This is a genomic window from Cystobacter fuscus (genome assembly GCF_002305875.1).
Taxonomy (GTDB): domain Bacteria; phylum Myxococcota; class Myxococcia; order Myxococcales; family Myxococcaceae; genus Cystobacter; species Cystobacter fuscus_A.
The window spans coordinates 1040639-1065262 of record NZ_CP022098.1 but is presented as its reverse complement, the minus strand read 5'-3'; the positions used below and the strand labels follow the sequence as shown (position 1 = coordinate 1065262).

Annotated in this window: 22 protein-coding genes and 1 pseudogene; 12 read left to right on the top strand and 11 right to left on the bottom strand. The window is 68.6% G+C overall.

Translation table 11 applies throughout. The features are described from left to right. The first annotated feature begins 73 nt into the window (after window positions 1–73). Window positions 74–1885: a serine/threonine protein kinase gene (locus tag CYFUS_RS04485; protein ID WP_157758234.1), complete on the top strand. Its 1812-nt coding sequence runs from the start codon at window positions 74–76 to the stop codon at window positions 1883–1885. A 61-nt stretch (window positions 1886–1946) separates the two neighbouring features. Further along, window positions 1947–2873: a DUF2381 family protein gene (locus CYFUS_RS04480; RefSeq protein WP_095984101.1), complete on the top strand. Its 927-nt coding sequence runs from the start codon at window positions 1947–1949 to the stop codon at window positions 2871–2873. A 42-nt stretch (window positions 2874–2915) separates the two neighbouring features. Here CYFUS_RS04480 and CYFUS_RS04475 read toward each other — a convergent pair whose 3' ends face one another. Continuing rightward, entirely contained in the window at window positions 2916–3569 is a 654-nt protein-coding gene (locus CYFUS_RS04475) for a hypothetical protein (RefSeq protein WP_232537366.1), read from the bottom strand. 983 nt (window positions 3570–4552) lie between these two features. On the opposite strand from CYFUS_RS04475, the gene CYFUS_RS04470 reads away from it, so the two are divergent. The 4 genes from CYFUS_RS04470 (at window position 4553) to CYFUS_RS04455 (ending at window position 8109) form a co-directional block, all read left to right on the top strand. Beyond that, window positions 4553–5824, top strand: coding sequence for a Fic family protein (locus CYFUS_RS04470; protein ID WP_095984099.1), 1272 nt, complete (start codon window positions 4553–4555; stop codon window positions 5822–5824). Between the two features lie 679 nt (window positions 5825–6503). Further along, entirely contained in the window at window positions 6504–6929 is a 426-nt protein-coding gene (locus CYFUS_RS04465; protein WP_095991799.1) for a hypothetical protein, read from the top strand. 32 nt (window positions 6930–6961) lie between these two features. Then, window positions 6962–7414: a DUF4265 domain-containing protein gene (locus CYFUS_RS04460; RefSeq protein WP_198316453.1), complete on the top strand. Its 453-nt coding sequence runs from the start codon at window positions 6962–6964 to the stop codon at window positions 7412–7414. Between the two features lie 50 nt (window positions 7415–7464). Continuing rightward, window positions 7465–8109, top strand: coding sequence for a hypothetical protein (locus CYFUS_RS04455; protein ID WP_095984098.1), 645 nt, complete (start codon window positions 7465–7467; stop codon window positions 8107–8109). Between the two features lie 10 nt (window positions 8110–8119). On the opposite strand, the gene CYFUS_RS04450 is transcribed toward CYFUS_RS04455, so the two are convergent. Further along, on the bottom strand, window positions 8120–9355 hold the full coding sequence (locus CYFUS_RS04450; RefSeq protein WP_095984097.1) for an SEC-C domain-containing protein: 1236 nt from the start codon (window positions 9353–9355) through the stop codon (window positions 8120–8122). Window positions 9356–9457: 102 nt separating this feature from the next. On the opposite strand from CYFUS_RS04450, the gene CYFUS_RS04445 reads away from it, so the two are divergent. Then, the gene (locus CYFUS_RS04445; RefSeq protein WP_095984096.1) at window positions 9458–10258 is read left to right on the top strand and encodes a M50 family metallopeptidase; all 801 of its coding nucleotides are present in this window, start codon (window positions 9458–9460) and stop codon (window positions 10256–10258) included. Here CYFUS_RS04445 and CYFUS_RS04440 read toward each other — a convergent pair. Further along, on the bottom strand, window positions 10245–10778 hold the full coding sequence (locus tag CYFUS_RS04440; RefSeq protein WP_095984095.1) for a TspO/MBR family protein: 534 nt from the start codon (window positions 10776–10778) through the stop codon (window positions 10245–10247). The genes CYFUS_RS04445 and CYFUS_RS04440 overlap by 14 nt on opposite strands. 106 nt (window positions 10779–10884) lie before the next feature. On the opposite strand from CYFUS_RS04440, the gene CYFUS_RS04435 reads away from it, so the two are divergent. Then, window positions 10885–11463 carry a DUF924 family protein gene (locus tag CYFUS_RS04435; RefSeq protein WP_095984094.1) on the top strand — a complete coding sequence of 193 codons (579 nt, stop codon included), beginning with the start codon at window positions 10885–10887 and terminating at the stop codon, window positions 11461–11463. Between the two features lie 21 nt (window positions 11464–11484). Here the strand turns inward: CYFUS_RS04435 and CYFUS_RS04430 are convergent, their stop codons facing one another. The 6 genes and pseudogenes from CYFUS_RS04430 to CYFUS_RS04405 all read right to left on the bottom strand — a co-directional run bounded on the left by CYFUS_RS04430 (window position 11485) and on the right by CYFUS_RS04405 (window position 18567). Beyond that, window positions 11485–12240: a ferritin-like domain-containing protein gene (locus CYFUS_RS04430; protein WP_095984093.1), complete on the bottom strand. Its 756-nt coding sequence runs from the start codon at window positions 12238–12240 to the stop codon at window positions 11485–11487. Continuing rightward, window positions 12240–13436 (bottom strand): hypothetical protein, encoded by a 1197-nt coding sequence (locus CYFUS_RS04425; RefSeq protein ID WP_095984092.1) that lies wholly within the window; start codon window positions 13434–13436, stop codon window positions 12240–12242. Before CYFUS_RS04425 ends, CYFUS_RS04430 begins: the two co-directional genes overlap by 1 nt. 209 nt (window positions 13437–13645) lie before the next feature. Then, complete coding sequence (locus CYFUS_RS04420; protein WP_095984091.1) at window positions 13646–14785, bottom strand: extensin-like protein; 1140 nt, start codon at window positions 14783–14785, stop codon at window positions 13646–13648. Window positions 14786–14817: 32 nt separating this feature from the next. Then, window positions 14818–15777 carry a ParA family protein gene (locus CYFUS_RS04415; RefSeq protein ID WP_095984090.1) on the bottom strand — a complete coding sequence of 320 codons (960 nt, stop codon included), beginning with the start codon at window positions 15775–15777 and terminating at the stop codon, window positions 14818–14820. A gap of 508 nt (window positions 15778–16285) precedes the next feature. Next, window positions 16286–17260: pseudogene (locus tag CYFUS_RS52335) on the bottom strand (HEAT repeat domain-containing protein); the annotation flags it as partial. 443 nt (window positions 17261–17703) lie between these two features. Beyond that, complete coding sequence (locus CYFUS_RS04405; protein ID WP_095984089.1) at window positions 17704–18567, bottom strand: lytic transglycosylase domain-containing protein; 864 nt, start codon at window positions 18565–18567, stop codon at window positions 17704–17706. A gap of 350 nt (window positions 18568–18917) precedes the next feature. On the opposite strand from CYFUS_RS04405, the gene CYFUS_RS04400 reads away from it, so the two are divergent. From CYFUS_RS04400 to CYFUS_RS04390, 3 genes are all read left to right on the top strand, one after another. Then, the gene (locus tag CYFUS_RS04400; RefSeq protein ID WP_095984088.1) at window positions 18918–19505 is read left to right on the top strand and encodes an NYN domain-containing protein; all 588 of its coding nucleotides are present in this window, start codon (window positions 18918–18920) and stop codon (window positions 19503–19505) included. A 231-nt stretch (window positions 19506–19736) separates the two neighbouring features. After that, window positions 19737–20144, top strand: a complete 408-nt coding sequence (locus tag CYFUS_RS04395; protein WP_232537365.1) for a helix-turn-helix domain-containing protein — start codon at window positions 19737–19739, stop codon at window positions 20142–20144. 192 nt (window positions 20145–20336) lie between these two features. Beyond that, window positions 20337–21017: a helix-turn-helix domain-containing protein gene (locus tag CYFUS_RS04390; RefSeq protein ID WP_232537765.1), complete on the top strand. Its 681-nt coding sequence runs from the start codon at window positions 20337–20339 to the stop codon at window positions 21015–21017. 13 nt (window positions 21018–21030) lie between these two features. Here the strand turns inward: CYFUS_RS04390 and CYFUS_RS04385 are convergent, their stop codons facing one another. Together CYFUS_RS04385 and CYFUS_RS04380 are read right to left on the bottom strand one after the other, a co-directional pair. Beyond that, window positions 21031–22365, bottom strand: a complete 1335-nt coding sequence (locus CYFUS_RS04385; RefSeq protein ID WP_232537364.1) for a sensor histidine kinase — start codon at window positions 22363–22365, stop codon at window positions 21031–21033. A gap of 48 nt (window positions 22366–22413) precedes the next feature. Further along, window positions 22414–23040, bottom strand: a complete 627-nt coding sequence (locus tag CYFUS_RS04380; protein ID WP_095991796.1) for a phospholipase D-like domain-containing protein — start codon at window positions 23038–23040, stop codon at window positions 22414–22416. Between the two features lie 143 nt (window positions 23041–23183). On the opposite strand from CYFUS_RS04380, the gene CYFUS_RS04375 reads away from it, so the two are divergent. Further along, window positions 23184–24623 (top strand): aldehyde dehydrogenase family protein, encoded by a 1440-nt coding sequence (locus tag CYFUS_RS04375; RefSeq protein WP_095984085.1) that lies wholly within the window; start codon window positions 23184–23186, stop codon window positions 24621–24623. The last annotated feature ends 1 nt before the right edge of the window (window position 24624 follow it).

Sequence of the window (24624 nt, the reverse complement as noted above, 5' to 3'; positions counted from 1 at the left end):
GGTCATGTTAGACTTGCCCACTCGGGAGGTCATGTGCATGGAGCGGGCAGCGCGAGGGGAGGAGCCACCGTGCGTGGGCGAGGTCGTGGATGGCTACCGGCTGGAGCGTCGGCTGGGAGAGGGCGGCCAGGGCACCGTGTTCCGCGCCCGTCGAGACGGACAACTCCATGCCCTCAAGTTCCTGCCCCTGGGGAACGAGGACCGGGCGTGGCGCGAGTTGGAGGTGCGGCTGCGGCTGCGGCGCATGCAAGAGGTGGGGGTGTCCGCGTGCGGTCCGTGGCCCTCGGCGCGGCCCCGCTACCTCTACCTCGTCATGCCCTATGTGCATGGCCGTTCCCTCCCCGACTGGGCGAGGGAGCACAATCCCACGGCGAGGCAGACCGCGCGCGTGCTGGCGGACGTGGCACGACAGCTCGTGCGGGTGCACCGGGCCGGTGTGGTGCACCGGGACATCAAGGGCGACAACGTGCTCGTGCGGCACGAGGACGGGCGCGCGGTGCTGGTGGACTTCGGCGTGGGCACGTACTGGGGCGCGCTCGACATCACCCACCCCCTGGCGATGCCCGGCACGCCCCGCTACCGCAGCCCCGAGGCGCTGCGCTTCCGGCGCGAACACCTGGGCGAGCACTCCCCGGGGCGTCCCTCGGATGACCTGTGGGCGCTGGGGGTGGTGCTCTATTGGCTGCTCACGGGCGTCCACCCCTTCTACACGAACGTGCCCGACGAGGGCGCACTCGCCAACGTCATCCTCCAGCACCACCCCGAGCCCCCTCATATGCTCAACCCGCGCGTGCCCCGCGCGCTGAGCGAGCTGTGCCTGCGCATGCTGGAGAAGTCGCTCGCCGCACGCCCCCAGAGCGCCCAGGCCGTGGGGGAGGAAGTGGAGGCATTGCTCTCGAGCGCGGATGGCACCTGGGACGTGGCGCTCTGCGAGGAGTGGGAGGAGGACGATGCCAGCACCCCGCAGGAGGTGTGGCTCGACTGGGGAGAGTTGCGCGATCGGGCATGGCGGCTCGCGGCCCAGGCCCTGCGGCGTCCCCTGCGCGGCAGGGCCCTGCCTCCCGAGGAGGCCTCCACGGCCACCACTTCCCCCACCCCCGCGTCCCAGCGGACCCGTCTCTGGTCCGGGACCCTGGCCACCTTCGTCCTCGGGGGCTCGCTCTGCCTGCCACCTCCGGTCTCGGGACTTGCCCCGCCAGGGATTGCGCACTCCGGCCAGGAAGTGGCGGCTCCTGGCGAGCCACCCGAAGGTGGACATGGCGCAGCGCCCGAGTGGTGGGCGGAAATCCCTGTGCCCGTCGCCAGCGCGACGCCCTGGAAGGACAGCACGCGCGTGAGCACTTCGACTCCGTCTCCCGTTCAATCCCCTGCACCCTCCTCTTCCCAGACACCCGTGCTCGGCAAGCTCGTGTGGGCCTGCACCACGGCCGCCGCCCTCGCCCAGGCGTCCTGTGCTGGCCCGAGCCAGGAGCTGCGGCGCTTCTACGCCGAGCCGACCCCCGCCGAGTGCCCCGAGGGCGCGGTGGAGACCATGCAGAAGCTGGGCATGTTCGATGTTCCGGTCGAGCCCACCGTGGAGTTCCCCAATCCAGGATTGAAGAACGCCGAGGTCCGCCCCGGCCCCGTGACGGTCATCAGCCTCATGACCTGGGGAGAGCTCCCGACCCGCACCACCCGATTCACGGGAGAGCTGTTCTTCGGAGAGACCCTCGTCCACGGACGATTCACCCAGGCGCACACCGCGGATGGGCACACCTATCCCATCTGCGCGGAGCTCTGGCTGGGCTACATGCGCAAGGGCCTCGTCAAGGAGAAGGGCAGCACCCGGGACACCGCCCTCGTTCGAGCGTGGCCCACGCTGCGAGCCGTGAAGCGATTCGAGTAGACGAACAGCGCGGCCAACGTCAGAAGTCCCTGGTACTCTGACCACCCCGGAGGTCTGACACATGCCGCCGTCTCTTCCGACTACGCTCTTGTTGCTTCACCTCCTCGCGGGTGCGCCCAGCGCGTCCGGAATCGTCCCAGGACAGACCGCCCTGCCAGACGAGCGTCACATCGAGCTGACAGCAGACGGAGCCAGACAGGACTGGGAGGTTCGCATCAGCCCCAATCAAGCCTCCAACCTGATGTTCAACGCGCCTCTGCGCAGAGGGAGCGTCACGGTCCAGGAGCGCGAACTCTTCCAGTCCGTGATGGTGGATGAAAACGCTGGGTTGATCACCCTTCTCCCCTCCGCGATGGCGCCACCGGGAAAGACAGTGATGTTGGTGGTGGGCTTCGCGGACAACAACGTCCCGGAGAACACCACCTTCCGACTGGTGGTGCGCGCCGACCAGGTGGAACGGCAAGTCCGAGTCGACCGGAAACCACTCTCGGCCTCATTCTTCCAGGAGGAAGCAAGACAGGCACGCGAGCGCGCTGAGCACTGCGAGACGGCACTGGGGCGACAAACGACGCGAAAATGCCAGGAAGACCTCGTGGGCCTGTTCAGTGCCAGGCTCGTGAAGAAGGGGATCGGCATCCGCTCGCTGGACTTCTTTTCCGACCTCCCCCAGTCGCCCGCGGACAGCCTTTTCGTGAAGGAAGCCTACAGCTACCGGGCCATCGGCCGGGTCGCGGTGGAATTGTGGCTGGATGAATCCCATCAACAGCCCTGGCGGGTGAAGTCGGCCGAGCTGGTCACCGAGGAAGGGCATTCCCTGCGCGTGCTCCGCACCTGGCAATCGCCGGGCGTGCTCCGTCCGGGAGACCTGCGACAGATCGTGGTGGAAGCGGAAGCCCCCGAGCCCCAGTCCCAGGAGTCCTTCCTGCTGCGGCTGACGGAGGCGGAAGGAACCCGGACCCTCACCGTGCGCGGCGTGACGTTTCCTTGAACACCCCCGTGCCGCACAGCAGAGGCGAGTGCTGAAGGCTCTCTACTGCCTGTCGAGTTCACGGTCCCAATGATGCAACAGCCAGATCAGATCCGCCGTACACGCACTGGACACCCGCTCGAAGGACCACGCATCGAGCGTGGCGAGGCGTTCACGCTGGAAGGTGGGGTTCGCCACCACGTGTCGGTGCGTCAACTGGCCCGCGTGCGCGAGCGCTCGCGGCATTTCCCGGAAGATGGCCTCGATGCAGTCCTCCCGAGTCGCGCTCGCCATCCGCTCGGCCGCCACTTCCAAGCGCGTCCGCACTGAGGCGTCTCCCAAGGGGCACCACGCATCCATGGCCCAGTCGCAAGAAGCCAGCATCAACTCCTCCAGGGTGTGTGCCATTCGCGGGTTCTTGAAGAGATAGCGCGCGGACTGGAGCGGCTCCCAGAAGCGCAGCACGGCCTGGAGGCGCTTCGCCGTTCGCTCCGCGCTCACCGGGCCCATGTGCGTCGTCGCGAAGAACAGCGCGCCCCAGGCCGTCTCTCGACAGAGCGCCTCGTAATAATTCCTCACGGGGAACGGACTTTGTGGAGGTTCGGACAAGGCGACCATCACATGCGACACCATGTACAGCCGCCAGGCCAAGCGTTCGCGTTGGAAGTCCACCACCTCGTGCGCCACCACGACTTCACCTGAAGGCACCTCTCGCATCTGCCGAGGCTGGGAAAAGGTGCCGACCTCTCGGTATTGCTCGCCACACCGCAATCCCTCTCGCCTCGTCCTCTGCTGGACCGAACGGAGGGTGCCATGCAGGAAGGACGGCAGTTTCAGCGAAGAGGGCCGTTCGGTCGCCATGACACACGTTTTACCAAACCGACTCCTCATCTTTGAGTTCGAAGAGCACCCGAACGGATGCATCGGTGATATCCGGGCGTATCCTAAGAGTTCGAGTTTCACACTTTTTCTGGCTGGCGGGGTGCCATCCAAGACTCGCACTTGGTAGCCCGCCGCCCAAGCATGCTGCTTCTCCGTGGGCTGGACCATGGGGCATCAATCTCTCCGCGCTCCCCTGCCCAGGGCTCGGACGGCGTGAGGCTCGGCTCGATTGAGGTAGTAGGGAAGAGCAACTCGCGCACGGATTGATTCTCCCACTGCTCTTCAAACAACGTGTCAATCCACTTCGAGTTTCGACCTTATCCATCTTATCCATTTTTTGGAACTCGATGGCTTTAGAGCCCAAAAGACCGCAGAATAGCCCTTTAGTCCAGACCGCCGACTATCTACTAGTTGAACGCGAGGACAGGCCCAAACAATAAATGCCGCGTTCCACCCATGGCTCTAGTCACTCCTGCGCCCGCTAGTTAGTTCAGTGGAGCACTGCTCCATACCTGCGTTCAGGTGCAAATCGCCAAGAGTGTGCCCCACCTCAGAAAGCACTTAGCCGCCTGCTCGTTGCTCGCCCCCTCGCCTAGCCGGGAACTCGCCACACACACCACCCCTCACTACAATCACCTACACCAAGCAGATAAGTGACTTGAGTGCATACCTTGGGACTTGCGGTTAAACAAAAAAATGGACAAGATGCTGCCCCTTCGCCTTGGACATTCTACCGGACACAGACGAGCTGAACCCCACTATAAACACTTGAATTTACTCGGAATTTTCCGGACAACTCAAGGGACACGGAGAGGACCATGAGAAAGTACGAAAAGACCCATCCTTGGCTCAAGTTCTCCACCAATCTGGCTAACGCGCCGCCGTCACTCTGGATGCTCCTTGGTGAAGCTCGCTCGAAGTGCGACCATGTAGCAGGCGCTCCCTTGCGGCCGACCATGGGTGGCTTCTTCCACCAGCTCTATTTGGCCAAGGGCGTGCTTGCGACTACTGCCATCGAGGGAAACACTTTGTCGGAAGAAGAGGTGTCCCGACGCATTGAGGGCAAGCTGCCATTGCCCAAGTCACGAGAATACCTTGGCAAAGAGGTGGACAATGTAATTTCCGCCATGAATTTGGTGTGGGATCAATGCATGAACCAGGAGAGCAAAAAACTCACCGTTGCGGAAATAAAAGAGTTCAATCGGCTTGTGCTGAATGGCCTGTCGTTGGAGGAGGATGTCACTCCGGGCGAAGTGCGTCAGCACTCAGTCGGAGTTGGTTCATACAGAGCACCACCAGCAGAAGATTGCGAATACCTGCTTCAGCGAATGTGTGATTGGCTTAATGGCCCTGACTTCGAGGCAGGAGAAGAAACAGGTCCTGTTGTCATTGCTATTGTCAAAGCGATACTGGCCCACTTGTATCTCGCTTGGATTCACCCATTCGGGGACGGCAACGGCCGAACTGCTCGCATGTTGGAGTTCAAGACTCTTACTGATGCGGGCGTGCCCTCTCCAGCGGTGCATCTTTTGAGCAATCATTACAATGCAACACGCATGGAGTACTATCGGCAACTCGAACGAGCCAGCAAGTCTGGCGGGGATGTGTTGCCATTTATCTCATATGCTGTACAAGGCTTTGTAGATCAGATTCGCACCCAGGTGGATGCAATCCGACTTGAGCAACTCGAAGTGGCTTGGCGCAGTCATGTTTATGATCTTTTTGCGGACAAGAACTCATCAGGCGACGAGCGGCGCAAACACCTTATTCTTGACTTGGCGGAGTATGGCCCGCAGCCGCGCTCTCGCTTGACTTTGGTGAGCCCGCGAGTGGCTGAGGCGTATGCGGGCAAAACACCCAAGACGCTGGCAAGGGATATAAACATGTTGCTTGAAGCAAAACTCCTTTTACGACAAGATGATCTCTTCATAGCAAACAAAGGCCCTGTGCTCGCCTTTATCCCAGAAAGCAATCAAAACGTTAGTTCGTATCTAAAAAGGCTCTTGGATGCGCACCAATCAGTGATGCGTGCGTCACGCCAAGGAATCGAACTGCCGAACAATCCGTCGCCGCCATCCGAAGCAGCCTAGAGGAAAGGGACACGGGTAGATGTTGATTTCATAGATCCTTGCTTCGCCTTTCAAATTCTTCCCTCGCTCTTGCGAAGATAAGCGCAACCGCTCTCGAGCCAAGGATGTCGGGCGCAGATAACATAGCGCCCCCTCTCTCGTCCTGCGCCATTCAGTAGGTCAGAGGGACTTCGAACATTGTCATTGGGAACGACAGAGTGGGCCTGCCCCGGTTTTGTGGCTCTCACGCAGTTTGAGTGCATCCCACGCGCACTTGGTTGGCTGACCGCACGGGCGAAGCTTGCCTAGCTGCATCCGGTGAAGCACATAAAGTGAGGGAGAGCCACGTAACCGGGGCAAGCCCACCCCGGCCAGTATGAAAGGTGTGGTGTGACACCCCCACCGCAGTCAGCTGATCGAATCAATGCCGCGGTTCCCAAGATCCCGACCCGCCAGGAGAAGGAGAAATGGCGCAAGGACATCTGCACACCGGCTTACGACAGGTGTATTGATGCTGGCGGTGGAAGCTCGAGGGCCGGGCCTGGGGCGAGACACAGTGCAAGGCGTGCTTCGAAGCCTGCATGCGCTACGGGTCATGGCCCAAGGAGGCCAACGACAAGCCCTGTCCGGGAGCGTAACCATGCGACGCACACGAAAAGAGCGCGGGTTGGCTCGCGGGCAGGAAAAGGACCAACTCCTCGTGAAGCTGCTGAAGGCCGACGCTCCATACGAGGAGATCAAGCGCGCATTGCTGGAGCTGGAGAAACGGTGGTTGCGCGAGGCGATGACCGAGGTTGAGCGTCAGCTGACCCGGCGCGGCATCGCGGAGGAGCTCGTCTCCCAGGCATACGCGTTCGACATGCCGTGGGAGGAGTTCGGCCCGTGGCTTCGCCGTGTCCAGCAACTCGGCTTCTCCAACCTCGCGCTGCGCGTCCATATCGCTTGCCTCTACGTGCAATCTCTCCACCTCTTCCCCCGCCGGGCCCGAGCAGCATGGGACATGCTGGAGGACGCGGAACGGAGGGTCCTGCGCATCCGCAAGGAGCACTTCCTCCGGAAGGAGAGCCTGAACGCCATTGCCCACGCGAAGAAGGTGGCCACGGTGAGCAGGCCCGCCTCCCGATGAAGGAGAGCAAGGAGCCGGCAGGAGGAGGCGCCATGACCTCACCCAGAGCGGATGAGCGGGTCAAGGTCGTCGTCAAGCTGGAGAAGGATGAGGACGACTATCCTCCCGCGGACTACGAAGGCCTGTGGGCGCTCCCCGTGGGAGAGGGGCTGTTCCGGATTGACAATGTCCCCTTCTTCGCCAGGGGCATTGCCTATGGCGACATCGTTTCCGCCACGCTCGAGCAGCAGGAGCTTCGTTTCCGGGAGGTCGTGCGCTCCTCGGGGCACAGTACCCTTCGCCTCATCATCTACGACGAGAAGGACATTCCTTCCGTCAGGGCGTTACTCGAGGAACTGGGTTGTGACATCGAGCGAAGCCACATCCCGGGGCTGCTCTCCGTGGACGTCCCCCCCACTGTTCCCCTGGCGGTATTGAAGAGGCACCTGGACGAAGGTGAGGCCCAGGAGCGATGGGGCTACGAAGAGGCCTGTCTCGCTCCATGAAAGAAGTTCGTACTACGCTCCCCCGCGTTCCAAGTGCAGGGAGGAAGCAGATGGCCGAGCAATCACGGGCGACGAAGATGCTGGAAGGCGCGCTCGACTGGGTGAAGCGACTGCCGTCGACGATGTCGGCGGACGTGGCCGTGGACGTGGGGCGCAAGCGGGTGCGCCTGTCCCACGCTCGCACCGAGGCCCTCACCCGCCAGGTGCTCCAGCAGGTGAAGCACCTGGAGTTGACCGCGTGGAACTCCGGCCCCGCGCTGTACGACGTGCGGCTCTCCATCAAGGGCTGGCGCCTGCGGGTGGAAACCACCCTGGAGCGCGTGGAGCTGGCCTCCGGACGCTACAAGGTGCGGCTGCGCACGCCCGGCAAGGTGGAGCTGGAGGAGACCGCCACCGCGTCCGCCCTCCTCATGGGCATGGTGCGCACCGGCGCCGGACGGGCCGCCCTGCGCGCCCTCGCGGACAAGCTGCTCCCCCCGGGCCTGCGCTGGGATGGCCAGGCGCTGGACATCGAGGGAAGCCTCCCGAACGAGGGCGTGGTGTCCGCGCGCCTCTTCGAGTCCTCCTCACTGGCGATCTCCGCCGAGCATGCCCCGGAAGGGCTGTGGTTGTCGGCCGAGGCCTGGCCCGGATTGATGGATCTGCTCCAGGCCGTCTTCACCACGGACCTTCCCCGCAGAGCCCCAGGCACCTGACCCGAGGCGCTCACGTCATGAAGCCCCGGCCACCCGCCGGTGTCTCTCCGCGCAGGTACGCCTGGAGCCGCCGCACGCACCGCGCCGCCTCCGGCGCGCCCACCGCCTCCAGCCGCAACCGGTAGGGCTCCAGTTCCTCCGGGCGCCATCGCTCACGCCGCCGCAGCGCGTGCACCCACTCGGCCTCCCCCGCGAAGCGCTCGAGCAACACCGCCTCGCGCGCCCGCGCGAAGGCCCCGAAGAACGCCACCGGCCGCGCCACCAGCACCTTGTAGGCCCAGGAGAACCACTGCTCCGCCTCCGGCGGAGACGAGCGATCCCTCCCCGCCGCCTCCACCCGGCTCAGCACCACCTGCTGCACCCGTGCGTCGAGCACACGCAAGAGCGCCAGTCCATCCGCGGTCGGCGCCCGGTCCGGATCCAGGGGCTCGCGCAACACCGCCGTCATCCACAGCCACTCCTCGCCATGGAGCACCTCGGGCGTGCGCCCCGCGAGGATGCCTCCCAGGATGGCCACCTCGAACTGGCCCAACAGCTCCATCAACTCCGGATCCACCTGGGCCGCCCGCGCCAGTGCCGCCTCGAGCAACTCGGGCTCCGTCACCACGCCCCCGATGAACCCCGCGTGGAGCCCCGCCCCGCGCGTGTTCCCCAGCGTCTCGTCCACCACCGCCTGCACGAGCTGGCGGCGCCCCACCCACTCGTCCACCTGCGCCATCAACAGCCACGACACCACCGACAGCCCCTCCTTCGAGTAGGGCGGATGCCGCGGCGCGGACAGCAGCTCCATCACCGCCACCGCCAGCGCGCACTTCTCGTCCGCCGTGCGCTCGGGGGACATCAGCTCGCGGCGCAGGCCCTCGTTCAGCCGCTCCAGCCGCTTGGGGTCGATCAGGTCCGGCGCACAGCGCTCGAACAGCCGCTCGTGCCGCTCGTCGATGCCCTCCACCTCCGCCATGACCCGGAAGATGTGCCGCTCGACGGGCGGGACGAGTTCCTCCCAGGGCCAGCGCAGCGACGAGAGCGGCCCTCCCTCGCGGAACATCTCCCGCAGGAGCGTCATGCAGTCGGACATGCGCTGGAAGGCGTCGGGCGCGCCCAGCACCCGCTGCGCGTGGAGATAGGCCTCGGTGAGGACCGGCTCCAACCCCGGCGGAGGACTCCGGGGAAAGAGCGTCGTCTTCGCACAACACCGCGTGACTTTCTGTCCGCTGCCGCAGGGACACTGGATGTCGCTCATGGTCATGACCCACTCATAACATAGGATTCGGGACATGACTTCCCCAGTCACGCGACCCGGGGGCCGCGGGTGCTGGAACCTCCGGGGCCGTGGTAGCGTCCAAGGCCCATGCGTCCCCTTCCGGAGCCGCCGCCCCTGTCCACCCGCGCCCTGCTCGCGTGCCTGGTGCTCGCCGCGGCCGCCAGTGTCTTCCTGTGGCAGACGGTGTGGCTCTACCCCTTGAGGCTGCTCGTCACGCTCATGCACGAGAGCGGACACGCCCTCACCGCCTGGGCCCTCGGCTCGCACGTGAGCAGCGTCACCATCAGCCCCGCCACCGGCGGCCTCACCTACCACTCCCTCACCGGCTCGCGCTGGAAGGAGATGCTCATCGCCTCCGGCGGCTACGTGGGCTCCTCCGTCGCCGGAGCCCTGCTGCTCGTGGCCGCCGGACGCATGCGCAGTGGACGATTGCTGCTCTGGGGTCTCGTGGCATGGATGGTGGGTGTCGCCGTGCTCTGGGTACCCCTGCTCCCGCCGGATCCCGGCGGCGCCTACGCGCACTTCACCGGCTCCTCGAGCTCGGACGGCCTCTTCACGCTCGGCTTCATCGCCGGCATGGCGGCCCTGCTGGGACTCATCGCGTGGAAGGGGCCGGTGTGGCTGCGGCGCGGCGTGGTGCTGTGGATCGCCGCGCTGTCGTGCCTGCTGGCGCTTCAAGACATCAAGGGTCTGTTTGGCTTTGGCCTGGAGGTGGGCGTCTCGGATGCCCACGCCATGGCCGAGCTCACCTGGCTGCCCGCGCCCTTCTGGGCGGCGGTGTGGATGGCGCTGTCGCTCGTGGCCATGGGGCTCGGGCTGCGCTCCATCCTCCGGCGCCGCGAGCGGGTGCGCTCGCGCATGCCGTTCGGTCAGATCAGCGGGGGTTGAGCCGGACGATCTCCTCGTTGAGCGCGCTGGCGAAGCCCACCCACGCGAGGTAGGGCACCATCATCCACGCAGCCCCCCGGTCTACCTGGCGCGCCGCGCCGGTGTACGCGGCGAGGCTCACCCCGAGCGCCGCGATGTCCAGGAGCGCCGTGCGCGGGCGGTGCTTCGCGAAGAAGAGGGGCGACCACAGGGCGTTGAAGCCCAGCTGCACGCCCCACAGCGCGAGCGCCCAGGAGCGCCGGGGGCCCGCGGGCCGGTTCCACACCCGCCACGCCGACAGGGACATGAGGCCGTAGAGCGTCGTCCACGCCGGGCCGAACACCCACGCGGGAGGTTGGAAGCGCGGCTTGCGCAGGCTCCGGTACCACGCCTGGGTGCTGCTGCTGGAGCGAGCGCCCAGCAGGGCCGCACCCGCGGTGAGCGCCCCGAAGGTCCCCAGGGCCGCGAGGGACTCGTTGCGCAGCGTGGGGTTGCTCAGCGTCGACAGCGAGGGGCTGTTGAGTGCGTGGTGCTCCGTCATCGTCCACCTCCGGTGTGCAGTGCCGGGCAAAGGTGCGGATGCACCCTTCCGGGGGCCACCCCCATGTCGAGGGGATGCTAGAAAGGAGTCCCTTCCAGGAGGCTCCATGGCCCGTGTGGATGACATCCTCGGCTTCTGGTTCGGCCCGCCGTCGGACCCCGCCCACACCCGGCCGCGGGGCCCGTGGTTCGAGCGCGACGAGGCTTTCGACGCCGAGTGCACCCGCCGCTTCCGCGAAGCGTGCGAGCAGGCGGCCGCCGGAGAGCTCGACTCCTGGGGGGACGAGCCCCGAGGTGCCCTGGCCCTGCTGCTCTTGTTGGATCAGCTCCCGCGCAATGTCTTCCGGGGTTCGCCCCGGGCCTACGCCACGGATGAGCGGGCACGCGAGGTGGCGAGGCGGGCGCTCGCGCGCGGGCTGGACGTTCCCCTCCCTCCGGTGTGGCGGTGGTTCTTCTACCTGCCCTTCCTGCACAGCGAGGACCTCCAGGACCAGCGGCGCAGCGTGGCGCTGACCGAGCCGCTCACCTGGGGGAACGCGGACAGCGTCATCACGTACGAAAGCGCCCGGCGCCACCACGACATCGTGGCGCGCTTCGGGCGCTTCCCCCACCGCAATGCCGCGCTGGGCCGAGAGTCGACTCCGGAGGAAGTGGCCTTCCTCCAGGAGCCGGACTCCTCGTTCTAGCGAGCCAGCGAGGCCGGTTCGCTACACCGGGGCTCCGGCGGCCTCCTCACCGACGCGCGCCTCCAGCATCGTCCCCGTGGAGATCCACCCGCGCACCAGCGCCAGGTGCTCCTGCTCCGCGTCGAGCGCCCGCTGGAACTGCTCGGCGATCTTCGTGTGCCCCAGCTCCTGGGCCAGCTCGATGAGCAGCTCCCAGCTCGCGTTGTCCACGAGCTCGGCCGTCAGCAGCCCCTCGAGCGATTGCAGCAGGTTGACGTGCGGGTCCACCAGCATCCGGGGCACGCCCTCGGACAGGTTGGCCTGCAGCTCCGCAGCGGGCGTGAGCGCCGTGGCGTCACCACCGAGCTGCTCGATGGTGCGCACGACGAGCGCGAAGTGCGCCAGCTCATCCAGGCGGATCTTCTCCAGCTCGACGCGCGAGGGTCCCCCCTCCCACGTGCCGAACACGTCCAGCTTGGACAGGGCCGCCTCGTACAGCCGCACGCCCGTGCGCTCGAAGCCGGCGCGCTGGCCCAGCTTGTCGATGAAGACGGTGGCCCGCCCGCCCTTGAGCAGGTCCACCGCCGCCTTCACCATGCCCTTGGGCGTGGGGGGCGGCACCGAGCCGAGGTTGCCCACCTCGCGCGCGAACTCCTGGCGCACCCGGGCGATGGCCGAGGCATCCCCGAGGCTCGTGGCCCCGCGCTTCTCCGCGCCCTCGATCTCCCTGGCGCTCTCCACCGGAGAGGTCTTGATGCCGGTCCGGTTCAATCCCATCTCACTCGCCTTGCGTTCCATTACTGGATCCTCCCTTCGGACACGACGCCCTCACGTCTGGCCTCGACCGACAGCTCGGTCCCCGGACGCCAGATGTAGCCGGCGGAAGCGATGTCGGACGGCGAGCCGTCCGCGTTGAGCTGCTCGCGATAGAGCAGCGTGCGCTCGGCCTCCTCGCCGCGCGGCACGAACTCGGTGCCCCTGGCGCTCAGGCCCTCCTCGTCGCGCAGCACCTTGCGCACGAACTGGCGGTGCTCGTGGAAGCCGATGGGCTCGGGCAGCGCCTTGGGCAGCACCTCGGCCGCGTCGCGGCCCTCCACGCGCTGGAAGAGCTCCTTCACGTAGTGCAGGTGGCCCAGCTCGTAGTCCACGAAGCGCTGCCACACTTCCTTGAGGACGGGGTTCGTCTCGGATTGCAGGCAACTGTAGTAATTGTAGACCTCGTTGGCCTCGTGCAGCAGCCACTTCTCCAGCCACGTCTCGCTCGGGTCGCACAGCGCCTCGTACTGCGTGACGTGCTGCTCCTCGATGGCGGCGATCTCCGCGTAGAGCATGCGCGCCACCGGATCGGTGAACTGCGGCCCGATGTTCATGTAGTACGTGTGGACCTGGTTCTCGGCCGACACGATGGTGAGCGCGTTGAGCTTGGAGAGGGGATCCGCCGTGCGCGAGGCATAGGGGCGGCGCACGTCATCCAGCGGGTGGCGGTGCTCGAGGACCGTGGGCCGCGCGGGGATGATGTCCGTGTAGCTCTGGACGATGGAGTTGGGATCCTTGCCCGTCAGCCGGTCGTACAGCGCCGAGTAGCGGTAGAGGTGATCGAAGTCCTCGAGCATGCCGAAGCGGTAGGTCTGCGCGAGGTAGGGATCCGGCTCGTGCAGGGCCACGCTCGCCGTCACCTCGATGGCAGTCTGCTCATAGCCGAGCGTGGTCTCGAGCGGCGACTGGTTGCCGGGATTGAGCCAGTTGACCAGCGTCTGTTGGAAGTGCTCCACCCGCCGGATGAGCGCCAGGGGCTCGCGCAAGTCGAGGTTCATGCGCGCGCACGCATGGCTGAAGCGCACCGACTCCGACTCGATGCCGTTCATCAGGATGACACGCACGCGCGTGAACGCGTCGTCATCCAGCTTGCTGATCATCCGCCGCGTCAGATCCTTCCAGGTGAACTTCTGGCGATCCAGGGGAACGCCCTTCTCCTTCAAGAGGTCCAAGCCCACGTGTAGCTCCTTCGCGTCCTGGGGGTACGTCGGCGGGCCGGATGGCCTCTCCACCCCCCTTCGCGTCGCGGGTAAAGCTCCGGCGCACCCGGGGTTCCGGCAACCGGACCCAGGACATACGGCGGCTTACGCTCGCGGGACGTCTGGAGTTGCGAAGGCTCGACTGGCCGCCTGGCTTGGACGGGCGGCCACAACGGCGCGCGAGGGGCTCAGCGCGCCACGGCCTGACTGAGGGCGCGGTGCACGGCCTCGAGCGCCTTGCGCGCCTCGAGCAGCTCGGCGCGCTCGGCGGTGAGCGAGGCGACCTGCTGGGCCAGCACGTCGCGCTCGCCCTGGAGCGTGTCGACGGTGCGGCGCATCACCGCCACCTCGTCCTTGCAGGCCTCCAGCTCGCCGGCCAGCCGCTCCTCCTCGGAAAGGCTGTCGGCGAGGGCCTTCTTGGCCTCGACGACGGCGGCCTCGAGAGTGGAGCGCTCGTCGGCGGCGGCCTGCATGGCCTGACGGGCCTCCTGCAGGGACAACAGGGCCTCGTCGCGCTCGCCCTCGAGCGCGGCCAGCTCCCGCTCCAGGTCGGCCAGGAGCTTCACCCGGCCCTCCACCTCGGTGGCGAGCCGGCGCGCCTCGTCCATGCGCAGACGGGCCTCCTCGGTGGCCTTCTCCGCCTGACGCCGGGTGACTTCCAGGTCCTGGGTGAGCGTGAGGTTGATGGCCTTGACCTTCACCAGCTCGGTCTGGAGGGCGGAGATGCGCTCCACGGCGCGCATGCCGGCCTCGGCGACGCTGGCCGGCAGGGGCTCGGGGCGGGGGTTCTCGCGCACCGCCTTGAGGCGCTCCTTGAGCCGCTCGCGCCGGGCGTGGGTGTCCACCTCCTCGCGGGGCGGGGCCGGCGTCTGCACCTCCACCTCGGGCTCGGGCGGCTCGGCGCGGGCCACCGGCGCGGCGGACACCTGGGCCACGGGAGCATGGGAGGGGGCCACGGCGGCGACGGTCACCCGCGCCTGGGTTTCCTCCTCCTGGAGGTCCCGGCCGGGCGGGGGCGTGGTGGAGGCGCGCAGGGCGGCGTCGAGCACCTCGGCGGCGGTGGGACGGGGGGCGCGGGCGCGCTCGATGCGGGCGCGCACCTCGGCCGACAGGTCATGGGCGGCGGGCGCCGGCTCGGGGGCGCGCACGGACTCCGAGACCAGGGCCCGCTCGGGCTCGGCGGCCCGGGCCTGCTCGACCTCGGCGCTGGAGCCCTCGGCGGCGCCATCGGCCCCCTCGGGCGCCGCGGGATCGATGGCGCCGGTGAAGGCGCCCAACCGCAGGCGCGGCTTGGCGCGGGACACGTTCTGTTCGAAGGCCTTCTTCATGGGCGGACTTGAAAGCGGAAGAGAGGAGGACGTCAACCGGCCTGCTGCGCACCCGTATCGCTACCGGGTGCCGCGCCCGCCCGCAAGCGCGGAAGTACGTGCTGGATGAGGGATTCGATGTCCGTGGCCCCCTTGGAGCTGGGGTCGGCCACGAAGATGGGGCGGCCCTCACTGGCGGCCTGCGCGAATTTGGTGCACTGGCGGATGATGGTGGGCAGCAGGTACTCCGGGTAGTGCGTCTGCAGCGCCTCCAGCGCCTCCTTGGCGAGCCGGAAGGTGGCGTTGAAGGAGTTGACCACGATGAAGACGTGGTCCAGCACGTGGTTCAGGTCCTCGTCCAGGCCCTGCACCGTCTCGAAGAGCAGCTTGAGGCCGTGGAAGGACAGGAAGTCGGCCAGCACGGGGACGAACAGATCGTTGGCCGCCATGAGGGCGTTGAGGTTGAGCAGGCCGAAGGAGGGCGGCGCGTCGAAGACGATGACGTCATAGCGGCCCTCCACCTCCTTGAGGGCGTTGCGCAGCTTGAACTCGCGCCCCGCCATGGGCATGAGCGCCAGGTCCACCGTGGACATGGTGAGGTTGGAGGGGACGAAGTCCAGGTTGGGCAGGCTCGTCTTCTGGATGACCTCGGACAGGGGCGCCTTGCGCACCAGCACGTTGAGCAGCGTCTGGTCGAAGTCCTCGCCCTCGTAGCCCAGGCACTTGGTGGCGTGGCCCTGGCTGTCCAGGTCGATGATGAGCACGGTGTAGCCCAGCTCCGCCAGGCGCCAGGCGTAGGAGGTGGACAGGGACGTCTTGCCCGTGCCGCCCTTGAAGTTGAGGAAGAGCTGCTTGCGCCGGCCGAGCGGCGCCGGAAACACCCCGAGCCGCTCGCGCAGGGCCCACACCTCGGCGCCGGTGTAGCTGTCCTGCTCGAGCGCCGGCGTGAGGGACTTCAGGGGCACGCCGAGCATCTCGGCGACCTGCTTGGGGCTGTACGTCGGCGCATCCATGAAGAACCCTTCGTCGAATCCGGGGGGGTCTCATACCTTGCCCTAAGCGGCGAAGTATTTGTGGCCCCTGCGTATGACCGAGCCCCTGGCGACCAGCAAGGCGAGCGCCTCCTGGGCCAGCTCGGTGGTGGCCCGGATGCCCGCGGCCAGCTCCCCCAGGGAACGGCCCCGGATGGCGGCCCGGACCTCGGTGAGCAGGGGGCCGCAGAGCGCCTCCACCGGAGAGGCGGCCGCCCGGGCGGCGGCCCTCGAGGAAGCGACGGGAGGGAGGGCGGGAGCGGCCGGCGGCGGGGCCCGGGCGCGGGCCGGGGGACGGCACGGGAGCCGGAGCCGGAGCGGGCTCGGGGGCGCGCACGGGCGGCGGCCGGGCCGAGAGCGAGGCGCGCACGGGCTGGACGGGGAGCGTGGCGAGCCGGCGGATCTCCCGGCGGCGGCGGCCCTCGTCCAGGTCCACCACGGCGGAGACGTCCTGGCCGAGGATGCGCCCGAGGCTCTGGGCGGCGGAGCGGCGCACGCGCAGCTCGGGATCCTTGAGGGCCTCCAGGAGCAGGCTCCGGGCGGACTCGCCACTGCCCGCGCCGAGCGCCAGGGCGGCGAGGCTGCGCACCTCGGCGTCGGGGTCGTGGATGGCCTCCTCGCCGAGCCGCCGCGCGCCCTCCCCCTCCAGGCCGAGCGCGAGGAGCGAGGCGCGCCGACGCACGCTGCGGTCCGGATCCTTCACCGCCTGGGCGAGGTGGGGCGCGGCCTCCTGGGGAGAGAGGGCCAGCAGCGCCTTGAGGGAGGCGATGCGCACCTCGGGCACGCTGGAGGACAGCAGCGGGGACACCACCGAGACGCCCTGCTCCTTGCCCACCTCGGCGAAGGCGGCCAGCAGGGCCACCTGCACGCTGGGGTCGTCCTCGGCGTGCAGGGCGCTGGCCAGGGCGGGGGCGGCGGCCGGCTGGGCGAGGGCCTTGAGGCGCTCGGCGGCGCGCACGCGCGAGGTGGCGTCCGGCGCGGACAGCTCGCGCACGGAGAAGCCGAAGAGCGACTCGTCTCCACCCCCTCCACCACCGGCCAGCTCCGCGAGCTGCCCGGCGCTCACCGCCAGGCGGCCCTCCTGCTGCAGGCGCCAGGCGTGCTGCACCACGGGCGAGGCGGTGGAGGAGAGGGTCGAAGCCGCGGCGGGGCTCCCCACCACGGCGAGCGCGGGCACGGTGTCCGAAGCGGGGACGCTCTCGCCCTGCGCGGGCCAGGGGTAGGCGGGAGCCGGAGACGCGGAGCCCGCCTGCGCCGGGCGCTCGAGCACCTCGCTGCGCAGTTGGGAGATGAAGGAGGCCAGGTCGATGCCCAGGCCGTCCTCGTCGTCCTCCTCGCGCTCGGGCCGGTCCGAGGCGCGGATGCGGCTGGCCTCCAGGAGCTTGCCGAGCAGCTGGCCGCGCTCGGTGCGCAGGGCCTGGTTGAGACGCAGCAGCTCCTCGCGCTCGGTGCCCAGCCGGCCCATGCGCACCTCGAGCTGCGCCACCTCGCGCCGCAGATCCAGCTCGCGCTGCTCGGACAGGGTCAGCTCGCGCTTGAGGTGCTCCAGCTCCGCACGCGTGGACGTCAGCTCGTGGTGGAGCTGCTCGGCACGGGCCTCGAAGTAGACAATCTTCTCGAGTGCGCTCTTGAGCAGCGCGTCCGGACGCTCGTCACTCACGACCTGAACAGCCCTCCCTCGTTCCGGGGCATACCGGGTCGTCTGGTCCGTGCCTGGGAACACGGGGGGACCACCCGCTTCCCGGCCAAGCCGGGAGCGCGCAACCTATGTCAGAACGATCCGCGAGGTAAACCCCTGAAATGGTTGGGGGTTTTCCCACGAAGCGCCCGGTCGGGGATTGACAATCGCGCCGGGGCCGAGTTTTCGGCCCGCGCGGCGCTCAGCTCCCCCTCGGCCGAGGGAGGCAATCAGGGAGGCAGCGTGCCGTTGCCGGACTCGATGATGGACCAGAAGTTGGACACCTTGTCCACGTAGGTGGCATCGCCGGTGCCGGCGGGCAGCGCGTTGAGGTTGCTCTTGTCCACGCCGTTGGGGCCGGAGTTGTAGGCGCGCAGGGCCGTCTTCCAGTCGCCGAACTGCTCCTTCATGTCCTTCATGTAGTAGGCGCCCGCGAGGATGTTGTTGGCGGGGTCCGACAGGTCCTTGCCCTGGAGCGCGGGGTGCTTGGCCTGCAGCTCCCCGTAGGTGTTGGGGTTGACCTGCATGAGGCCGGTGTCCGTCAGGCCATTGCCGCCGTTGGTGGAGACGGCCGCCAGGTTGCCGCGCGACTCCTGCCAGATCTGCGCCGCCAGCATGTTGGCCGGCACGCCCGTCTCGGCCGAGGCGGACTCGATGGCGCCGCGGTACGGCTCGAGCTCCTTGGGCAGCCCGGGGCCCAGCTTCGACGAGCCGGAGCCCTCGGTGCCCGGGGTGGTCGTCACACCTTCCGGCGTCGTACCGCCCGGGATCTGGCCCTGGGGCGGGGTCGGACCGGGGCCGAACAGCTCCTGCGGCGTGCCGCTCGGATCGCCCAGCTCGGGCGCCAGCAACTCCTGGAGCTGCCCGAGCGTCTCCATGAACTCATTGGCGGTCTGGAGGAACTCGTTCCACTGATTACCCTGCGTGCCGTCGGTGAAGCCGTCGTTGAACAGGGAGGGCGGGTTGGACTCCAGCGGCGTCGGGGAGGAAGGCGTCGTGGGGCTCGACGGGCCCTCGGTCTTGCTCTTCTCGGCCAACGCGATGAGCGCCAGCAGGGCCGCGGCCTTGTTGCCTGAAACGGAGGAGACGGACATGGAGGTATTCCTGGGCGATGGAGGGATGACGTACTGATTCGTACCACAAACCAGACATGACAGCTATAGGGGAAGGTAGGAAAAACACATTATTTTCATCCCAGACATTGAGACTCAGAATCAGAAGTTGAGAATCCCGTTCCCTCGGACGGCGGCGAGGGGGAGCCCTCCAGAAGCGCCATACCCAGTCATGCCGGGCTCCAAACCAGACACGCCAGGCGCGGTGTCTGTCTCGGAAAGCAGGGGCCGCCCCCCACCCTCTCACCCCGGGTCCGTTCGTCCCTGGACTCCCGGCGCGGGCGGCAAGAAGTCCAACGCCGCCGGGGGCACCCCGGCTATCTTCCCCCGCCATGACCCCGACCCGACCCGCAGCCGCGTCCTACGTCCTCATCGATGCCGAGAACATCGACTGGGCCGTGTCCAACGTCGTGGGGCGCAAACCCGAGCCCCAGGACCGCGTGCAGTTCGACCGGCTGGTGGCCTTTTGCGAGAGCCGCTTTCCCAACCCCGTGCGCTGCATCGTGGTGCTCAACGCGCGGGGCGAGCAGCTACCGGACATGATGATCGGCTTCGTGCGCGCCCTGAAGACCGCGGGGTGCGAGGTGGTGCTGCTGCACGGCCGCCCCGAGCAGAAGGTGGTGGACATGGGCATCCTCAAGCTGCTGGAGGCCATCCGCCAGCAGCGGCCGGGCGCCGCCGTCGTGCTCGCCAGCCACGACGGCAGTGACTTCGCCGCCGCCCTGCGTCCCCTGCTCGAGGAGAAGCGCAAGGTGACGCTGCTGGGCCTGCGCGAGTACGTGAGCCAGCGCTTCCGCGAGTTCGTTCCCGCGGGCCTGGAAATCCTGGACCTGGAGATGGACGCCAAGGTCTTCCAGCGGCCCCTGCCCCGCCTGTTGCCCATCCGCGTGGACGAGTTCGACCCCGCGCCCTTCCTGTAGCACGCCCCTCCCGCCCCGCCTTCCCCCCGCCCCCCTCCGGGTGTCCGCCACCCCAGGGGGGCTTCTTCTTTCCGCCAGCCCACACTCTCTCGCACTACTTTTGAAGTTAGTCGCTGACACCTGACTCCATGAGTCATATAACCTCCAAAGTTGGTATGGAGGCGAGGTCGAGCCATGGCGTCGAAGACTACTTTTCCAGGTTCCCCCGAGAAGAGCACCCCACCTCGGAGGTTGTCTCGCAACAGGGAGGGAACTTCCCGAAGCAAACACGAAACCCGGCAGCACCTGGCGAGGAGCCTGGGTGACACCGCGCGTGAAGCCCGCAAGCGCGAGGGGCTGACGCAGGCGGACGTGGCCGAGCGCATCGGCGTGGCCACGGAGGTGTACGGACGGCTGGAGCGTGGGCTGCTCATGCCGAGCGTGCCCACGCTGCGGCGGCTGTGCGTGGCGCTGCGGCTGGCGGCCGACTCGCTCCTGGCGCTCGGCCCGGCGGAGCCCCCCGCCTGGGCCCGGACCGAGCCCTCTCCCGAGCAGGAACCGCCCCAGTTGCGGCGGCTGCTGCGCCACCTGCGCAAGCTCAACCCCGAGCAGCTCCGGGCCCTGAGCAACGTGGCCGCCACGCTCCGACGTCAGGAGTGAACGGTCCCCAGACGAACCGGGCCCTCCGGCTCGCGGAGCGGTATGCTCCGCGCCGTGCGCTCCGCGGATGGACTGGACGACTACCTGCAGGATCCCATTGGCCGCTACTTCGTGGGGGAGAGCTTCCTCCACTGGTACGCCTCGCCCGAGGTGTGCGGCTTCACCGTGTGGGGCCGTCCGGGCGAGGCGCAGATCTCCCGGCTCACCCAGGTGCTCAACGTGGAGCTGGCCCCCGCCGCGCCCCACGTGTCGCTCGTGGACGCGCGCCGCGTCGAGTCCCCGGACGCCAACGGCCTGTCCGTGCTGGTGAAGTACATGGCGCCGCGCATCTCCGACTTCTCCCAGACGGTGCGGCGGCAGGCGCTCGTGCGCCCCGAGGGCATCGCCGGCGCCGTCGTGGGCGGCTTCTACAGCCTGGTGAGCTCCAGCTACCCCACGCGCGCCTTCGCCGATCCCCTCGAGGCCCTGGGGTGGCTCGGCCGGCCCGAGCCCGAGGCGCGCACCCTGCTCGTCGAGCTCAACGAGCTGGTGATGCGGCAGCAGGGCCAGTCACCGCTGCTCGGCGAGCTGCACCGCGTGCTGCGCACCCGGCTGTGCGACGAGCTGGTGCTCGCGGACATCGCGCGGGAGATGGGCATGTCCGAGCGCACCCTGCAGCGGCGGCTGCGCGAGTCGGGCACCTCCTTCCAGGCCGAGCTCAACACGGTGCAGGTGCGCACCGCCCAGGCGCTGCTGCTCGACAGCGACGCCAAGCTCACCGCGGTGGCCGCCGAGGTGGGGTGCGCCTCGCTCCAGCACTTCAGCAGCCTGTTCCGCAAGTTGACGGGCGAGTCCCCCAGCGCCTGGCGCGCCCGGCACCGCCAGGGCCCCTGAGCGCCTCCCGGCCTCACGCCATGGCCGCCGCGGACACTCCGGCCACGGGCAGCCGCAGCACGAAGCGGGCGCCGCCTCCCGGGCGGTTCTCCGCGTGGAGCGAGCCGCCCGCGCGCGACACGTACTCGCGGCACAGCGCCAGCCCCAGGCCCGTGCCCCGGCCCGGCGGCTTGGTGGTGAAGAAGGGCTCGAAGAGCCGGGGAAGCACCTCCTTGGGAATGCCCGGACCGTTGTCATCCACCTCCACGCGCACCCCCTCCTCCACCCGCCACGCGCGCACGGTGATGTGGGCCTGGCACGCGGGGTCCGCCAGCTCCACCGCGTCCGCCGCGTTGAGCAGCAGGTTGAGCAGCACCTGCACCACGCGCCGCTGCTCCAGCCGCACCGCCGGCAGCTCCGGATCCAACGCCAGCGACACCTCGCCCCGCTCGCGCAGGCGCACCGACGCCAGCCGCCTCGCCTCGAGCACCGCCTCCTCCAACACCGCCCGCGCCTCGTCCCCCCCGCTGCCCGCGCGCGAGAAGTCCTTCAGGTCCGTGACGATCTGCTGGATGCGCAGCACGCCCTGCTGCGTCTCGGCGAGCACGCCGCGCAGCTCGTCACGGTCCAACGGCCGGTGCGCCTCCTCCACTTCGCGCTCGAGGAAGCTCAGGTTGGCCTTCACGTAGGCCAGGGGGTTGTTCACCTCGTGCGCCACCCCGGCCGCCAGCTGCCCCACCATGACGAGCCGCTCCACCTCCGCGCGCTCGCGAGCGGCGTCCCCCCGGCGCCGCTCGCTCTCCGCGAGCTGCTCGAGCGCCAAGAGCCGCGACTGATGGGCCAGGCGCTGCGCCTCCGCCATGCGCCGGTACGTGCGCGTGCCGAAGAGCGCCAGCCCCAGGAGCATGGAGAAGCCCAGGAGCTGCGACACGATGGTGCGCGCGGGCACTCCGGCCAGCACGTCCACCACCACCACCGCGGCCAGCGTCACCGCGCCCCCCACCAGCGTGGGCAGGAGCGTGGCGGGGGTGAACATGGCCAGGAGGAACGGCAGGGCGGCGAACACGTGGAAGTAGGGGCTGTCCGGCCCGCCGCTGAGGATGACGAACACCGTGGCGCCCAGGATGGCGAGCACCGCGGCCGCCGAGTCCATGATGCGCGTGGGAATGCGCCCCGAGCCCAGAGCCCACGCCATCAACCCGAAGAGCGCGCCCACCGCGAGCTGCGACACGACGAGCCCCACGGGCAGCGTCCACGTCACCAGGCAGTGCACCAGCGCCACCGCCGGCAGGAACGCCCCACAGACGAGGTAGTTCTTCCGATCCGCGCGCAGCAGGGCCTCGGCGTCATCGGTGGCGTTGCCCATCATCACAATGGCAATCCTACTCCAGCGGCCCGAGCCGCACGGCGAGCAAGCCTACCGGGCGGACCTCGCGCCCCTGCGCACCAGACGCCGGGCCTTGCCGAGCTGGACTCCGCCCGGCGCGCCCCTCACCGTCCGGGACGCGCCCACGGGCAGGATGGGATCCGGACACACCTCGCGCAACCGGCAGCCCCGGCACGACGCGCCGCTCCACACCGACTCGTAGAACGCCGTCACCCGATCGATGACGTCGAAGTCCTCGGTGACGAAGCCCAGCTCGAAGTTGCGCGCATGCTCCCCCTTGGCCCCCAGCCCCGCCCCGGTGAGGTTGGCGCTGCCCAGGTAGGCCCACGCCCCATCCACCAGCACCGTCTTGAAGTGGACCCGCGGACACACCTTCAGCTCCAGGCCCCCCTCCACCAGCCGCGCCCGCCGGTCGAACTCCTCCCGGAAGGGCCTGCTGGGCAGCTCCGCGTGCAGCAGCCGCAGCGCCACCCCCCGCGCCGCCAGCCCGTCCAGCACCTCGAGCAGCGGCACGAAACGCCCCGAGCGCTCCACGTACATGGCCTTCACGTTCGCCGTGGCGATCCACACCGACTCGCGCGCGTGCGCCAGCTTGCCGAGCACCACTTCCCGGTACAACGCGCCGCCGTCGAGCAGCTCCGCTTGGATGGGACGCATGCCTACATCCTCGCACACCCAGCCCATCACGTCCAGGCGTGGACATTCTCCTCGCGAGCCCGAGCGGGGGACGGGAGGATGACGTAGAGGCTGCGAGGCGTTGAAGCCAGGACGGCCATGGGCGCGGGCCCGGGAGGCAAGCGATGCACGTGGTGAGCAGAAGCGAGGGGAACCGGACGAATCCCTTTCAGGAGACCTTCCAGCGGCTGCGGGCGCGGCGCTGGGAGCAGGCGCGCACGAGCGCCAAGGAGCGCGTGGCCCGGTTGCGCAAGCTGCGCGAGGCGATCGTCGCGCGGCGCGAGGAGCTCTACCAGGCGCTGTACGCGGACTTCCGCAAGCCGGCGGCCGAGGTGGAGAGCACCGAGGTGCTGGTGGTGCTCATGGAGCTGGACCATGCCCTCAAGCACGTGGCCCAGTGGATGAAGCCGCGCCGGGTGCCCACCCCGCTCTTGCTCGCCGGCACGCGCAGCCAGGTGCGCTACGAGCCCAAGGGCGTGGTGCTCATCATCTCGCCGTGGAACTACCCCTTCCAGCTCACCCTGTCGCCGCTGGTGGCGGCGGTGGCGGCGGGCAACTGCGTGTGCATCAAGCCGAGCGAGAAGACGCCCCATACCGCGCAGGTCATGGAGCGGCTCATCCGGGACGTGTTCGACCCCTCCGAGGTGGTGGTGGTGCAGGGCGGCGGGGCCGAGAGCCAGGCGCTGCTGGAGCTGCCCTTCGACCATTTCTTCTTCACGGGCGGCGCGCGCGTGGGGCGCAAGGTGATGGAGGCGGCGGCGAGGCACCTGGCGGGCGTGACGCTGGAGCTGGGGGGCAAGTCGCCCGCGGTGGTGGACGGCACGGCGGACCTGAAGGCGACGGCCGAGCGGCTCGTCTTCGGCAAGTTCATCAACGCGGGGCAGACGTGCGTGGCGCCGGACTACGTGATGGTGCCCGCGGCGCGCGAGGAGGAGCTGCTCGGACACCTGCGCGAGGCCATCGAGCACGCCTACGGCAAGACGGAGGAGGCGCGCCGCGCGAGCCTGGACTTCTGCCGCATGGTGGACGACGCGCAGTTCGGCCGGGTCAACGGGCTCTTGGAGCGCTCGGTGGCGCAAGGGGCGCGCGTGGTGCTGGGCGGCACGGTGGACGCGGCCAGCCGCTACATCGCGCCCACGGTGCTCGCGGACGTGAAGCCGGAGACGGCCATCATGGAGGAGGAGATCTTCGGCCCGGTGCTGCCGGTGCTGCGCTACGACACCCTGGACGACGCGGTGCGCTTCATCCGCGAGGGGAGCAAGCCCCTGGCCCTCTACATCTTCAGCCAGGACGACGCCACGGTGGAGCGGCTGCTCGCGGACACGACGGCGGGCGGCACGTGCGTGAACACGGTGGTGATGCACCTGACGAGCGCGGAGCTGCCCTTTGGCGGCGTGGGCGAGAGCGGCCTGGGCAACTACCACGGCGAGTTCGGCTTCCGCACCTTCAGCCACGAGCGCGCGGTGCTGCACCAGGGGCCCCTGTTCCTGCTCAAGAACTTCTTCCCGCCCTACGCGGGCAGGGCGGGCAAGCTGGGGCGCGTGGCCAGCCGTCTCTTCGAGTGAG